We start from the raw sequence: 14,574 nt of genomic DNA on the forward strand, positions 1-14,574 counted from the left end.
TTAAAATATGAATAGAAAATTAAGAATGGGAATGATTGGTGGAGGCACTGGATCATTCATTGGAGATGTGCATAGAAAAGCAGCATCCATTGATGGAATGATAGATTTGGTATGTGGTGCTTTTAGTAGTAGTGCAGAAAAATCGATAGTATCTGGAAAAGCTTTATATCTTCCTGAAGATAGATGTTATGGGAGTTATGAAGAAATGATTTTAAAAGAAAAAGAACTTCCAGCTGATGTCCGAATGGATTTTGTGGCTATTGTAACGCCAAATCATATGCACTTTCCACCAGCAAAACTAGCTTTAGAGAATGGGTTTCATGTGGTTTGTGATAAACCAATGACTTTAACATTAGAAGAAGCCATTGCCTTAGAAAAGATTGTTGCTAAAAGCGGAAAATTATTTGCGCTAACACATAATTACACAGGACACCCATTAGTAAAGCAAGCCAAAGCTATGGTAGCTAATGGTGATTTAGGAAACATTAGAAAAATACAAGTTCAATATTTACAAGGTTGGTTGTCTACGGCAGTAGAATCTACAGAGAATAAACAAGCAGCTTGGAGAGTGGATCCTAAACGTTCTGGAATAGGTGGTGCGTTAGGAGATATTGGAACCCATGCTGAAAATCTGGTCGAATATATTACAGGTTTAAAAATTGATGAACTAGCTGCTGATTTAGGTCGATTTGGGGAAGGTAGAACTCTAGACGATGATGGTAATTTATTACTTCGTATGGAAAATGGAGCAAAAGGAACCATGTCGATTTCTCAAATTGCTTTAGGAGAAGAAAATAATTTAGCCATTAGACTATATGGTGAAAAAGGGAGCTTAGAATGGCACCAGGAAAACCCAAATCAATTGATTACACGTTGGCTTGAAAATCCTATTAAAATCTTTACACCAAACGGAAACGATCTATATCCAGAAGCATTGAATGTATCTAGAATCCCCGCTGGTCATCCAGAAGGTTATTTGGAAGCTTTTGCTACTATTTATAAAAATTTCGTAACCCATTTAATGGCAGTCTTAAACGGAGAAACGATAGAAAAGCCAGATTACCCAACAGCAAAAGATGGTGTTCGTGGTATGAAGTTTATTTATGCTGCAGTAGAAAGTGACACGAATAATGCGGCTTGGACAAAAATTTAAAAACAAGAATCAAAGGAAAATCATATTGAATATGAGCTCTCAGTTCCTCCCTTTTGGGAAGGTTAGGAGGGGCTTTAAGATAAGAGTAATATTATGAAAACAATAAAAGGACCTGCTGTATTTTTAGCGCAATTTGCAGGAAGTGAAGCGCCATTTAATTCTCTGGATGGGATGTGTAAATGGGCAGCAGATTTAGGGTATAAAGGCATTCAAATTCCAACTTGGGAGTCTAGTTTGATTGATGTGGAAAAAGCTGCAGAAAGCCAAACTTATTGCGATGAGTTAAAAGGAAAAGTAGCATCTTATGGGTTGGAAATCACAGAGCTATCTACACATTTACAAGGGCAATTAGTAGCTGTGAATCCTGCTTACGACAGCATGTTTGATGGTTTTGCACCCGAACATGTTAGAAATAATCCAAAAGCAAGAACAGAATGGGCTATAGACTTTGTTAAAAAATCGGGTACGGCAAGTGGAAGATTAGGTTTAAATGCACACGCTACGTTTTCTGGAGCTTTAATGTGGCATACCATGTATCCATGGCCACAACGACCAAATGGACTAGTAGAAATGGGATTCAAAGAACTCGCTAAAAGGTGGCTTCCTATTTTAAATCATTTTGATGAACAAGGTGTTGATGTGTGTTACGAAATCCATCCAGGTGAAGATTTACATGATGGGATTTCTTATGAACGATTTTTAGAAGCCACAGGTAATCATAAACGGGCTAATATTTTATATGACCCAAGTCATTATGTATTGCAACAATTGGATTATTTAACCTTTATCGATTATTATCATGAGCGTATTAGGGCGTTTCATGTAAAAGATGCGGAATTTAACCCTACTGGAAAACAAGGGGTTTATGGCGGGTATGCCGATTGGAAAGATCGTGCAGGACGGTTTAGATCGCTTGGGGATGGGCAAGTAGATTTTAAAGGGATTTTTTCAAAACTAACAAAATATGAATGTGATGTCTGGGCTGTTATGGAATGGGAATGCTGTATAAAATCCTCTGGACAAGGTGCGAGAGAAGGAGCGCCTTTTATTCAAAAGCATATTATTGAAGCGGCAGAGCGTAGTTTTGATGACTTTGCTGGGGGCGATGTTGATGAAGAACAGTTGAAGAATATACTGGGACTGTAATTTGAATGATGTCATTCCGAACGCTATTGAAAATAAAATATATTTTATTTGAAGATATAAAGCGTAGCTTGTGAGGAGGGATCTCATCCTTTTGAGATTTCTAGAAGGTTTATCTTGAACACAGCCGAAGTCTTTAACTAAACTTAAAAACTATAAATTTTGAATATTAGAAAAACAGTTTTAATCGTCCTGGCTGGAGTGTGTGTTTTTGCATGTGTTGATGATAAGGAAAATAAAACGCCAGTAAAAACTAAGGAGAAAGTAGACCTTAAAAAAGAACCAACAGATCCTAAAGATACAGAATTTTATGAGCCTGTACCGCCTACAGTAAACCCTACGGGGCAAGATGGCGTACCAAGTGATGCTATTGTATTATTCGATGGTAAAAATTTAGATAACTGGGTGCATACAAAAGATGGTAGCCCTGCTCAATGGATTTTGAATGATGATGGTTCTATGACGGTTAAAGATAAATCTGGAGATATTCAAACAAAGCAAAAGTTTGACTGTATCCAGCTGCACATCGAATGGCGATCTTCTCCTGAGAAAAGGGCTAGTGGACAAAATAGAAGTAACAGTGGTGTTTTTCTTCAGGAACGTTACGAAGTGCAAGTATTAGATAATAATGATAATGACACTTATGTTAATGGACAGGTAGGGTCTATTTACAAGCAATCCATTCCATTAGCAAAAGCTTCATTGCCAACAGGGGAATGGAACACCTACGATATTATTTATCATGCTCCAGAATTCAACCCAGAAGGAGAAAAAACAAAGTCAGCAACCATTACTGTGTTGCATAATGGTATTTTAATTCAAGATCATTATGAAATAAAAGGGACTACACCATATATAGGCTGGCCTAAAAATAATCCACATGGAAAAGGCGCATTAAGACTTCAGGATCATGGTGATAATAGTGGCGTAAGTTATCGAAATATTTGGGTTAGGGAGTTGGATTAGGGTCTTAAAAATATCATCTACACAATCCATAAAAAATTAGTGAATTAGATGAGGTATTTGATAGTGATTCGTTTTGTCGTGTGAATTGGTAAGTGATCGCTAACTTGATGTTGAAGTTCACTTAGTTATTCCAAACAAGAATTGGTATTAGTTGTCATTTTCGAATGCAATGAGAAATTTCAGAAGGATGAGATTCCTCCTCACAAGCTACGCTTTATATCTTCAAATAAAATATATTTTGTTTTCGATAGTGTTCTGGATGACATACATGTCCTTAAACATCAATGTTAACTATCTTGCAATTTAGTTTGAATGCTGTTTTAGTCGTTTCAAATACCATTTAAGTCGCTTTGTTTCTTTTTTTTCTCTGCCCCTACATAAATAAATACTTTTGCCCTAGGTGTTAATCATTAGATTCTTTTAAGAAATGATCTAAATATAATACCTGTAATTAAAAAGTTGTTTTTTGACAAACACAAGATGAATGTATAAATTGTTAAAAATGAAAACTTTTACTATATTATCATTCAAAAAACACTAAAGTAGAAGTGACGTTTCTACAACCTAATTATAAATAAATGAAAAAATCCCTTGTATTTTTCTTTGTACTTATTTTTCAATTAAATTATTCTCAAACCATAAACATAGGTCTTTTAACCGATAAAGATACACCAGAAGTACAGCCTTTATTAGAACAATTAAAAACTGAAATTAAAGCAGTTTTAGGTCAAGGTAAAACAGTAAACTTTAAAAATGTACTTTCAAACAATTATAATTTAGAAACAGCAAAAGCTAATTATCAATCATTGGTTAATAGTGATGTAGATATTATTTTAGCTTTTGGAATCATGGATAATATTGTTTTGAGTCAACAAGAAAGTTATACCAAACCTGTTATTGTTTTTGGCTCCATTAATTCAGATTTTATAAATCTACCGCCAGAACAAAAAACATCTGGGATTAACAACATTACATATATTATCGCTCCGTTGTCTTACAAGAAAGACCTGGATGCCTTTAAAACGATTTACGATTATAAGAATATTGGGATTATAATAGATAGTTATATTATAGATGCACTTCCATTGGAAACTATATTTATTCCATATTTTCAGAAAGAAGGGAAACAATATCGTTTAATCCCTTTATCTGAAAGTGGTTTGAATGATTCCGATTTAAATGGCTTGGATGCCGTTTATTTAGCTGGTGGTTTTGAGTTTAGCGATGCACAATTCGATCAATTAACCTCAATAATTAATGGCAAGAAATTACCCTCATTTTCAGCCAATAGAGTTAAAGATGTAGAACGAGGCATTTTAGCGACAAATCAACCACAAACCAATTTAGATCAATTTTTCAGGCGTATCGCTTTAAATGTTGAGGCGATATCAAATGGTACCAATGCTTCCGAGTTACCATTGTTCCTTGAATATAAAAACAAAATCACGATTAATTACGATACAGCAAAACGTATTAGTTTTCCATTGCGATATGCGATGTTAGGCTCAGCAGATTTTATTGGTAGTACTACAAAACCTAAAGTTGAAAATGCATTGTCTATATTAGATATCATGCGAGGTGTTTTAGATAAAAACTTGGGATTGTCTTCAGGTAAAAAGAGTATCGAGTTAAGCAGTCAAGATGTCAAAACAGCTAAAAGTGGTTATTTACCAAACGTTACTGCTGGAGTGAGTGGTGTTTATTTAGATCCTAAAGTAGCAGAAATTTCAAATGGGAGTAATCCAGAATTTTCAACATCTGGAAATGTTGTTTTGGAACAATTGATTTATTCTGAAAGTGCTTCAGCGAATATTGATATTAAAGATGAATTACAAAAAGCAGAACAAGAAAATTATAATGCGAACGAATTAGATGCTATATTAAATGCCTCAGTTGCTTATTTTAATGCTTTAATATTAAAAACGAATACTAATATTCAGAATCAAAACTTACAAACCACAAAACGTAATTTAGAATTAGCAGAACAAAATTTTGAAGGAGGCGCATCCGGTAAATCAGATGTATTACGTTTTAGGAGTCAGTTAGCACAAAACACACAAAGTCTTATTGAAGCAGGGAATCAATTACAGCAGGCTTTTTTTACGATCAATCAATTGATGAATTCGCCTATAAATAAGGATATAGACATTAATGATGCGGTGCTCTCTGAAGGTGTTTTTAAAAACTATAAATATGAGGATTTTTATAAGATTTTAGACGACCCAAAAATACAGCCAGCTTTAATTGAGTTTCTAATACAGCAAGCTAAAAAGAATGCTCCGGAATTAAAAAGCATTGCTTATAACTTAAATGTCACTAAACGGACTTACGATTTAAATGATTATGGTCGTTTTATCCCTACGGTAGCAATACAAGGACAATACAATTTGGCAATCTCTCAATCTGGAAAAGGGGCAACTGTTCCTGCAGGTTTTCCAACTGCGCCAGATGGCACTTATAATATCGGATTGAATTTGTCCTTACCAATATTCAATCAAAATCAAAGAAATATAAATCGTCAAACAGCTGTAATTCAGCAAGAACAATTAGGTTTTGAAAAGGACAATATTGAATTAAGTATAGAGAAAAATGTTAATGATATTATTTTAGATTTGATTAGTGAAATCGCGAATATTGAAATCTCTAAAGTATCTGAAGAAACCGCTAAAGAAAGTTTAGATCTTACACAAAATGCTTACAAACAAGGAGCGGTACCAATTATTCAATTAATTGATGCGCAAACAAATTACTTGCAAGCTCAGTTAGCAAGATCTACAGCAAACTATAATTATTTAATTACTTCCATGCAATTAGAACGCGCTATAGGCTACTTCTTTTTGACGCATACACAAGCAGAAAATCAGCAATTCATTCAAGAAGCCAATCAATATATTTTGAGTAAAAACTAACAACCAGCATTATGAAGATTAAAAGATATACCTTAATAACAATTTTGAGTTTAATTGCCTTTGTTTCCTGTAAAGAAGAGAAACAAGTTAAAGAGGTGGTTTTACGACCAGTAAAGTATGCCGTAGTTGGTGATGTTGACGCTCATAAAATAAGAACGTTTAGTGGTACAGCTAAAGCAGGAGATGCTATTAATTTGAGTTTTAGAAGTGGAGGTATTATTACTAAGGTGAATCATTGGAAAGGCTCAAAAGTAAAGAAGGGTGATGTTATTGCCAGATTAGATAATGTGGAAGCAAGCTTAGCTTATGAGCAAAGTGTGTCGGCATTAAAAAGCGCAGAATCTTCTATGAATACCGCCAAATCTAATTTAAATAGGATTAAATCGTTATATGAAAAAGGAAGTAATTCGTTGAGTGATTATGAAGCAGCCAAGAATTCTTATCAAACAGCCTTAGATCAATATGAATCGGCAAAGCGCAATAAAAGTATTCAGGCGACACAATTAAGTTATGGTGTTGTTAAAGCACCGAAAGATGGTTTGATTGCCGATACCGATGGAGGAGTGGGAGAGCGTGTAGCGGCGGGGCATGTATTTGCTATTCTTAATGCTGGTAAAGACATAAAAATAGAAGTAGGACTACCGGAAAATGTTGTGAATAGAGCTGCAGCTGGTATGAAAACTAAATTAGAGTTTTCGGCAATTGAGGGCAAAGTATTTGATGGCACTGTTACAGAAGTTGCTCCAATAATTAACCCAGAAGCTGCAACGTATAATACAGCGATATTTTTAGATATACCAGATCCCGAGATTAAGCCTGGTATGGCTGCTGATGTTACTTTTAATTTCTCAGAAACAACAAATACATCTGATACATCATTAATTATCCCAGTAAAAGCAGTTGGTGAAGATGGAAAAGGGCGTTTTGTTTTTTTAATTACAACTAAAGATAAAATCACCGGAACAGTAAATAAACGCTACATTGAATTAGGCGAACTAACGACAGACGGTTTTAAGGTGAAAAAAGGATTAGTTAATGGCGATAAAATAGCTACTGCGGGTTTACAAACTTTACTTGATGGTCAAGACGTAAGATTAAAATAATAACTACCAACCAAAATATTAATTATGAATCTTACTGAATTTTCAATAAATCGTAATCGTGTTGTTTTAAGTATTCTGGCTGTTGTTATGGTTATGGGTGCTGTTTTTTATACTTCCCTATCAAGGGACAGTATGCCGCCTTATACTATTAGAGTCGCATCCATTGTTTCATCGTTTCCTGGTGCAAGCCCGGAACGTGTTGAGGAACTCGTTAGTGATAAAATCGAAAAAGTAGCTCAGGAGCTACCAGAATTAAAAGTGGTGAAAAGTACATCACGTACAGGGCTTTCTGTAGTTCAGGTAGAACTTAAAATGGAGGTAGCACCAGAAGAGTTACAGCCTGTTTGGGATCGTTTACGTCGTAAATTAAGTTCTGTTCAAGGTCTGCCAAATAATGTACAGCCACAATTGAAAGATGACGGTATTGGTGAGGTGTTTGGTATTGCGGTAGGTTTAATTTCTGATGGGTTTGACTATTCCGAAATGAAAGATTATGCAGACGATTTAAGGGATGATTTAATTAAATTGGAAGATGCTGCAAAAGTTGAATTAAATGGAGAACAAGATGAACGTGTATTTGTAGAATTTGAAAATACCAGATTAAAAACCTATGGTTTAACAGCTAATAAATTACAAAACATTATTGCTGGCACAAATATTTTAAGTTCAGGAGGCACCATTAATGTAGAAGCAGAGCGTATTATTTTAGAGCCCACAGGAAATTTTAATGATATTGAGTCTATCCGTGACATGTTAATTCCCGTTGGTCAAGATGGACAGGTAGTCGCTTTAAAAGATATGACTACTATTAAAAAAGGATACATCAATCCGCCAAAACAAAAAGTGCGCATCAATGGTAAAGATGCTATTTCACTGCATGTTTCGTTAAAAAAAGGCGCTAATATTATCAAGTTAGGTGAAGAAATAGATGTGGTATTAGCAGCATGGAAAGATAAATTGCCCGTTGGTTTAGACGTGTCTCGCTTAGCATCCATAGATCAATATATCGATTTAAAGATTAGTGATTTTATAGGCAACTTATTACAGGCTATAGCTATTGTATTGGCAGTTATGCTATTCTTTTTAGGTATAAGAACAGGGTTGGTCATAGCTAGTTTAATTCCCATTGTAACGATTACAACCCTTATGATCATGGGGTTAATTGATGTTGGATTAAATCAAATTTCATTAGCTGCATTAATTATGGCACTAGGAATGATGGTAGATAATGCCATTGTTGTCGCCGAATCTGTCATGGTGAAAATGGAGGCAGGCATTCCAGTTAAAAAAGCAGCAATAGATTCGTGTTCAGAATTATTTACCCCATTGTTAATTTCAACCTTAACGACTTCCGCAGCGTTTTTAGCTTTCTTTATGGCAGAATCTGTCATGGGAGATATTATGGGGCCCATTTTTGTCGTAATCACTATTGCATTAATATCATCTTGGTTAATCGCTTTAAGCATTATTACCTTGTTCTGCGTGTTCTTCTTAAAAGTGAAGCCAAAAGAAGAAGGCAAAGTAAGTTTCCTGGATAAATTAATTAACGGACTAAAGAACAAATATAAAGACCTGATTCTATTAGCATTATCCTGGAAGAAATCGGTACTGGTTTTAATCGTTTTTATGTTCTTTCTCTCTATTTATGGGTTCGGTTTTTTAGGTTTTGTTTTCTTCCCAGACAGTGATCGTAATATGATTACCGTTGATGTTAATCTACCTGAAGGTACTAAGATTGAAAGTACAACAGAGGTTATTAAAGCGCTAGAGAACTTTATGCAAACTGAGTTAAAAGTAAATGAAGATAAACCAGATGGTATAGTAGATTGGTCGGCTTATATTGGTGAAGGGCCATCAGCCTATGATTTAGGATATAATGCAGATGAAGCAAATTCAAACTACGCTCATATCTTAATAAATACGTCTTCTTTTTTAGTGAATAATGAGATGGTTGAAAAGTTAGATGCTTATAGTTTTGAAAACTTTCCTAATGCAGATATTAAAGTAGGTTTACTTGGTTCTGGTGGTGGCGGAACACCAGTAGAAATAGAAGTCTCAGGTGATAATCCCGATAAATTGGCAAGTATAGCTGAAGAAATCAAAGCAAAATTGTTTACTATTTCGGGAACAAAGAATATTAAGGACGATTGGGGACCAAAAGGAAAGAAATTTGTTATAGATATAGACCCTAATAAAGCACAAATAGCAGGTGTGACCAATCAAGACATTGCAACTTCATTACAAACTGTTTTAGATGGTTTTCAAGCGGGGGAATATAGAGAAGGAGATAAATCCATTCCTATAGTAATGAAGAGTAACCAAAGTAAACAGCAATCGTTATCTTCATTAGAAACATTGAATATTTATGCTCAAAGTTCGGGAAAAAGTGTGCCACTGTTACAAGTCGCTACTATCGTTCCAGAATGGCAGTACTCCAAAATAAAGCGTGTAGATTTAACCAGAACGATTAAAGTCTCAAGTGAATTAACAACTACCGGAAACGCATCAGAAGTAACGCAAACTATTACGCCGTGGCTTGACGAGCAAAAAGAAATTTGGGAAAAAGGCTATAGTTATGAATTAGGAGGTGACGCTAAAAGTTCAGCAGAGAATATGGGAGCAGTGGCAAGTTACTTACCATTATCTGCATTCATTATAGTTATGTTACTAATTATTCAGTTTAACTCGTTTAGAAAAATGGTCATGATTGTATGTACAATTCCACTTGGTGTTATTGGTATGGTATTAGGGTTATTAATTTTTGGTGTACCGTTCGGTTTTATGGCATTTTTAGGCGTTATTTCATTAGCTGGTATTGTAATCAATAATGCTATTGTACTTGTTGACAGAATAGAAATTGAAGAAAGCGAACTAAAACGTAAACCGCAAGATGCTATCATAGCGGCATGCTTACAAAGATTCAGGCCTATTTTATTAGCTACCTTTACAACCGTTTTAGGTTTAGTGCCTTTATATCTTGGTGGCGGTGAAATGTGGGAGCCTATGGCTGTAACCATTATGATTGGTTTATTGTTTGGAACGGTAATTACATTGTTGTTTATCCCAGCATTTTACAGCGTCATGTATAAAGTTAATTATTCGGGATATGAGTTTAATGATGACTTATTAGATTAAATATTTCTTATAATGAAGAACTTTAGATTCGTTATCCTTTTCTTTATTCTATTACCTAGTTGCTCTAGTGTTAAATTATTGGATTATTGGAAGTCTTCAGATTTTGAAAAAACCTTAGATAATAGAATTTTAGTTATCGCTAAAAATTCAGATTTTGAGGTTAGAAAATCTTATGAAACGGCAATTGCCAGAGAATTAAGAAGTCATGGAATAGATGTTATAGAGATGTATGAGAAATTCCCAGGTATCGTTGAGGATGACAATAGAACTCAGGAAGATGTTGATATGATTCTAAAAGTATTTGAAAAAGAAGGCGTGAACGGTATTGTTTTAATGTCATTGAAAAATACTATAGAGACGAAAAATAGTGATTATGACATAAGTAAAGATTATAATGAAAAATCTTCTTTTGAATTGATGAGTGATTCAGGATCTAAGAATTTGCCTATTATGTCAGAATTAAAATCGACTACTTATGTTTTAGAAGCACTAACCTATGATCTTACTTTAGAAAATGACAACCAGTTAGTAAATGTTTGTTTAATTGATGTTACAGACCCTAAATCTGGGGCAAAGATTCTTAAAAGTTTTTCTAAAATAGTAGGAAACCAATTTAAGAGTAATTAAAGTTTTATGGTAAAAAAGAGATTTCGATGTTTACACGTTTCTTATACTATAGTAGTTATATCATTTTTGTTTTTTGGATGTGGCGTTACAAGTCCTGCTATTTTTAATCCAATAAAAAAAGATAATACGCCAATGAAACTAGCCATCTTTTTGGATGGAACTGCGAATAATGAAAGGAGCTATACGAATGTATCTAAATTATATAATTTAACGACATTGCAAAATAACCCAAATATAAGCGCAGTATATCTTAGAGGTGTTGGTAACGGAGCAGATATTCTTGGTATTGTTACTGGATCTGGTATTAAAAGGGAAGTGTGTAATGCGTATCTTTATTTAGCAGAGAATTATAATCACCAAAGGCATGACGAAATTTATATTTTTGGCTTTAGTAGAGGCGCTTACGCTTCCAGAATTTTAGCAGGATTAATTTATGTAGCAGGTATTGTTGATGTTAAAGAGATACCTAAAAATAAGCGTTTAAAATTTATTAGGAAAATTTATGAAGCGCATAAAAGTGATAAGGATATAACAGCTCGAAGAGCTTCTGTTTTTAAAGTGACAAAACAGCCCATAAACCCAGAAGATTATAAAATTGAATTTATGGGATTGTGGGATACTGTTGAAGCGCTCGGAATTCCTAAATATGAGGAAGAGTATTATACTCCAAAAAATAAATATGTAGATCAATTATGTAATATAAAAAAAGTATCACATGCTTTATCTCTTAATGACAGTAGAAGTTCTGTTTTCACCCCTGTGCTTTTTACACATGGTGCTTTAGTGTCTTCATGTCCAGAAGTAAATCCAGAAAATATAGCAAATGAAGTTTGGTTTTTTGGAAATCATTCAGATGTTGGTGGAGGCGCAAGAAATACTTATATAAGCGGAGTATCTTTAAATTGGATGATTAGTGAACTTAAAGGTTATAATTTATTGCCTGAAAATACAAGTGTTTATGAAAACAGTTTAGACGTTACCAATGATACTGGAAAAGGTTTTTATAGATTGTTTTTACCCAAGAGGGAAAGGAAATTATCGTCGTTGGCCTCTACAAATGGGTATAAAAAAGATAAACTAAAAATACATAAATCTGTTTTAGAAAGGTTGAAAACCTCATTGAAAACCTATGAAATTAATTTAATAAAGTTATTTAGTGAGTGTTTTGATAAAAATGAAATAGGAGGTTATAATTATATAAAAAAATCGGATTGTTTTACTGTTATTGAATAAAAATTATGTTGGAAAAACTATATCAATTTAGATTTCGGTTATTACTATTCGCTCAATTGTCCATTTTATTTGGAGCCTTATTGTTTACCTCAGATTGGTTTGAGAGTTATATATCTCCAGTACTTTTTATTTTAAATCTATTTGCTGGAGTCGTTCTGTTCTCAGCTAGCAAACGCAAAATGTGGAGCATCATCGTGTTATTATGTATTGCAATAATATGTTTTGGCGTGGACATTTCGAAAATAAAGTATAAAAAACTATTTAGTGCATTACATCTAATTATCTTTTTCTTATTCTATTTACTGCTAACATTAGAAACTATAAAACAAGTATGGAATTCAAAAGAAGTAGACAAACATGTTATTTTTGGACTAATTAGCGGGTATATTTCACTTGGATTGATTGGGTTTTTTATATGTTTGAGTATAGAAATAGCATATCCGAATTCGTTTTCAGGTTTAATTGAAGGGGTTTCAATAACTGAAAACTTAATGTACTACAGCTATATTACTTTACTAACCATTGGGTATGGAGATATTTTACCTGTTAACGCTTTAGCTCATAAGGCTGCTATTTTAATTGGTTTAATGGGGCAGATTTACTTAGTTGTAATAACAGCTATTGTAGTTGGGAAATATATTAATCAAATATCAATTAAAAAATGATCTTCAAAAGATTTTAAGTACTAAGGAAATTATTATAAATATTACAAAACAATTTAAATATAAAACCATGAATCTATCTACAAAATTTTTAACACTTTGTTTAATTTTAATAGCGACTAGCGGGTTTTCTCAGAAAATAACAGAGGAGCAGAAAGAAAAAGAGAAGAATAAAGTGAAAATTTTTACTTCAGAGGAAAATGACAATCTTCAACGCTTTTATTATGAGGAAGTAAATAAAATGAAGTTGTCTGAAGAAAAAAGAGAGGAATATTACAATACACTTCTATTTTATACGCATAGTATGTCTAGACTTGATGACAAGGATAAAAACTATACAGAAAAGGAAATGACTGAAAAATTCAATGAGTTGCATGATGCTATGAATACAAAAATGAAAGCACTCCTTACTCCAGAACAGTATGTAATACACCTTGAAACCTTCGGTAAGATTATGTATAGTGTTAACCAGAAAAAGAAATTGAAAAATACTGAAAAATAGACTTTTTTAAAGCCTTCATTTTATACCGAAATTATAGCAATGTAATTTTGGTATAAAATGTATTATTTAGATTTTAAAGTAATAATTTGTCCTTCACGTAGAACTGTCATTTCAAATTTAGGATTATCTATTAGGTTCTTCGCGAAACCTGCTATTTTAATTAAAGCATCATCCGTAATATCGTAGGTAATATTGTTAAAAGATAAAATAATATCACCACCTATAATTAGTTTTTTCTTTCCAATAATTATTTCCGTATCGCCTTTTTTTACGCCCATTTTATCAAATAATGAATTCGAAGCAATACGTTGAACCAATAGACCGCTAGTTTGAGGCAGATTAAATAATTTAGCTTCTTTTCCTGATAAAGAATAAAGTTCTGCACCAAACCAAGGCATCTTATTATTCAATAACAAGTGAGCTGCAAGATTAGAAGAACTGGCAAAACCAATACCATTTGACCCACCAGATTTAGAAGTAATATGACTAACAACACCTACAACTTCCCCATTTAAGTTAAACATGGGGCCGCCTGAATTTCCTTGATTTATAGCCGCATCCGTTTGAATAAACTCAGTATTAGTAAAAGGGTTTTTTCCTAATATTTGTCCCTTAAAACCACTAACATAACCAGAGGATAGAGAAAAACCAACGCCTAAAGGGACTCCGATTACAAATACACGCTGCCCGATTTTTAGTTGATTAGAATCTCCAAATTTAACTGTAGTTGCATTTTTTTTAGGGGTTACTAATTTAATGAGTGCAATATCTGCACTTTTATAAGATGTAACCACTTTTGCATCTATAGTTTCTCCATCATAAAACTGGACGACCAAAGTTTCAGGGACGTTAACGACGTGAGCAGCTGTGATTATATACTCATCAGAAACCATAAAACCAGAACCCAATCCATTATCTGTAACAGTTTGAGACACATTGTTTGGATGCGTAACAATGTTATTTTCCTGAGTGTATATAGCGACTACAGCTGGGCTTACTTTTTCATAGATAGAAGATAGGTCTTGAGCATTTGTATAATTTATAGCAAACAAACATATTAGAGGTATAATAATTATTTTTTTCATAGTTAGTAATGATATATTAAGTATTAAAATATGAATGGTAAATTTTAAGAAATAAA

The 14,574-nt window shown here is 33.4% G+C and carries 11 protein-coding genes; 10 read left to right on the plus strand and 1 reads right to left on the minus strand.

Features of this window, described 5'->3' with window-relative positions; translation table 11 throughout:
• Positions 1-7: 7 nt before the first annotated feature.
• The 10 genes from EM932_RS05660 to EM932_RS05705 all read left to right on the plus strand — a co-directional run bounded on the left by EM932_RS05660 (position 8) and on the right by EM932_RS05705 (position 13,433).
• The gene (locus EM932_RS05660) at positions 8-1,153 is read left to right on the plus strand and encodes a Gfo/Idh/MocA family protein (protein ID WP_246040919.1); all 1,146 of its coding nucleotides are present in this window, start codon (positions 8-10) and stop codon (positions 1,151-1,153) included.
• A gap of 93 nt (positions 1,154-1,246) precedes the next feature.
• On the plus strand, positions 1,247-2,299 hold the full coding sequence (locus tag EM932_RS05665; RefSeq protein WP_135876212.1) for a sugar phosphate isomerase/epimerase family protein: 1,053 nt from the start codon (positions 1,247-1,249) through the stop codon (positions 2,297-2,299).
• Between the two features lie 165 nt (positions 2,300-2,464).
• A complete protein-coding gene (locus EM932_RS05670) occupies positions 2,465-3,262 on the plus strand; it encodes a 3-keto-disaccharide hydrolase (RefSeq protein WP_135876349.1) in 798 nt (265 codons plus the stop codon).
• A gap of 578 nt (positions 3,263-3,840) precedes the next feature.
• A complete protein-coding gene (locus EM932_RS05675) occupies positions 3,841-6,171 on the plus strand; it encodes a TolC family protein (protein WP_135876213.1) in 2,331 nt (776 codons plus the stop codon).
• Between the two features lie 11 nt (positions 6,172-6,182).
• Positions 6,183-7,274 (plus strand): efflux RND transporter periplasmic adaptor subunit, encoded by a 1,092-nt coding sequence (locus tag EM932_RS05680; protein ID WP_135876214.1) that lies wholly within the window; start codon positions 6,183-6,185, stop codon positions 7,272-7,274.
• A gap of 24 nt (positions 7,275-7,298) precedes the next feature.
• The gene (locus EM932_RS05685; RefSeq protein WP_135876215.1) at positions 7,299-10,409 is read left to right on the plus strand and encodes an efflux RND transporter permease subunit; all 3,111 of its coding nucleotides are present in this window, start codon (positions 7,299-7,301) and stop codon (positions 10,407-10,409) included.
• A gap of 12 nt (positions 10,410-10,421) precedes the next feature.
• Positions 10,422-11,036, plus strand: a complete 615-nt coding sequence (locus EM932_RS05690) for a hypothetical protein (protein ID WP_135876216.1) — start codon at positions 10,422-10,424, stop codon at positions 11,034-11,036.
• Positions 11,037-11,042: 6 nt separating this feature from the next.
• Positions 11,043-12,269, plus strand: a complete 1,227-nt coding sequence (locus tag EM932_RS05695) for a phospholipase effector Tle1 domain-containing protein (protein WP_135876217.1) — start codon at positions 11,043-11,045, stop codon at positions 12,267-12,269.
• Between the two features lie 5 nt (positions 12,270-12,274).
• Positions 12,275-12,934, plus strand: a complete 660-nt coding sequence (locus EM932_RS05700; RefSeq protein ID WP_135876218.1) for an ion channel — start codon at positions 12,275-12,277, stop codon at positions 12,932-12,934.
• A gap of 67 nt (positions 12,935-13,001) precedes the next feature.
• A complete protein-coding gene (locus EM932_RS05705) occupies positions 13,002-13,433 on the plus strand; it encodes a hypothetical protein (RefSeq protein WP_135876219.1) in 432 nt (143 codons plus the stop codon).
• A gap of 62 nt (positions 13,434-13,495) precedes the next feature.
• On the opposite strand, the gene EM932_RS05710 is transcribed toward EM932_RS05705, so the two are convergent.
• Complete coding sequence (locus EM932_RS05710; RefSeq protein WP_135876220.1) at positions 13,496-14,518, minus strand: S1C family serine protease; 1,023 nt, start codon at positions 14,516-14,518, stop codon at positions 13,496-13,498.
• Between the last annotated feature and the right edge of the window lie 56 nt (positions 14,519-14,574).

This window comes from Flavivirga rizhaonensis, assembly GCF_004791695.1.
GTDB classification, from domain to species: domain Bacteria; phylum Bacteroidota; class Bacteroidia; order Flavobacteriales; family Flavobacteriaceae; genus Flavivirga; species Flavivirga rizhaonensis.

Excerpts from the sequence above, each read along its gene's own strand:
- EM932_RS05660 (WP_246040919.1), top strand. The coding sequence starts at position 8 with ATGAATAGAAAATTAAGAATGGGAATGATTGGTGGAGGCACTGGATCA.
- EM932_RS05675 (WP_135876213.1), top strand. The coding sequence starts at position 3,841 with ATGAAAAAATCCCTTGTATTTTTCTTTGTACTTATTTTTCAATTAAAT.
- EM932_RS05710 (WP_135876220.1), bottom strand. The coding sequence starts at position 14,518 with ATGAAAAAAATAATTATTATACCTCTAATATGTTTGTTTGCTATAAAT.
- EM932_RS05695 (WP_135876217.1), top strand. The coding sequence starts at position 11,043 with ATGGTAAAAAAGAGATTTCGATGTTTACACGTTTCTTATACTATAGTA.
- EM932_RS05665 (WP_135876212.1), top strand. The coding sequence starts at position 1,247 with ATGAAAACAATAAAAGGACCTGCTGTATTTTTAGCGCAATTTGCAGGA.
- EM932_RS05680 (WP_135876214.1), top strand. The coding sequence starts at position 6,183 with ATGAAGATTAAAAGATATACCTTAATAACAATTTTGAGTTTAATTGCC.
- EM932_RS05705 (WP_135876219.1), top strand. The coding sequence starts at position 13,002 with ATGAATCTATCTACAAAATTTTTAACACTTTGTTTAATTTTAATAGCG.
- EM932_RS05685 (WP_135876215.1), top strand. The coding sequence starts at position 7,299 with ATGAATCTTACTGAATTTTCAATAAATCGTAATCGTGTTGTTTTAAGT.
- EM932_RS05700 (WP_135876218.1), top strand. The coding sequence starts at position 12,275 with ATGTTGGAAAAACTATATCAATTTAGATTTCGGTTATTACTATTCGCT.
- EM932_RS05690 (WP_135876216.1), top strand. The coding sequence starts at position 10,422 with ATGAAGAACTTTAGATTCGTTATCCTTTTCTTTATTCTATTACCTAGT.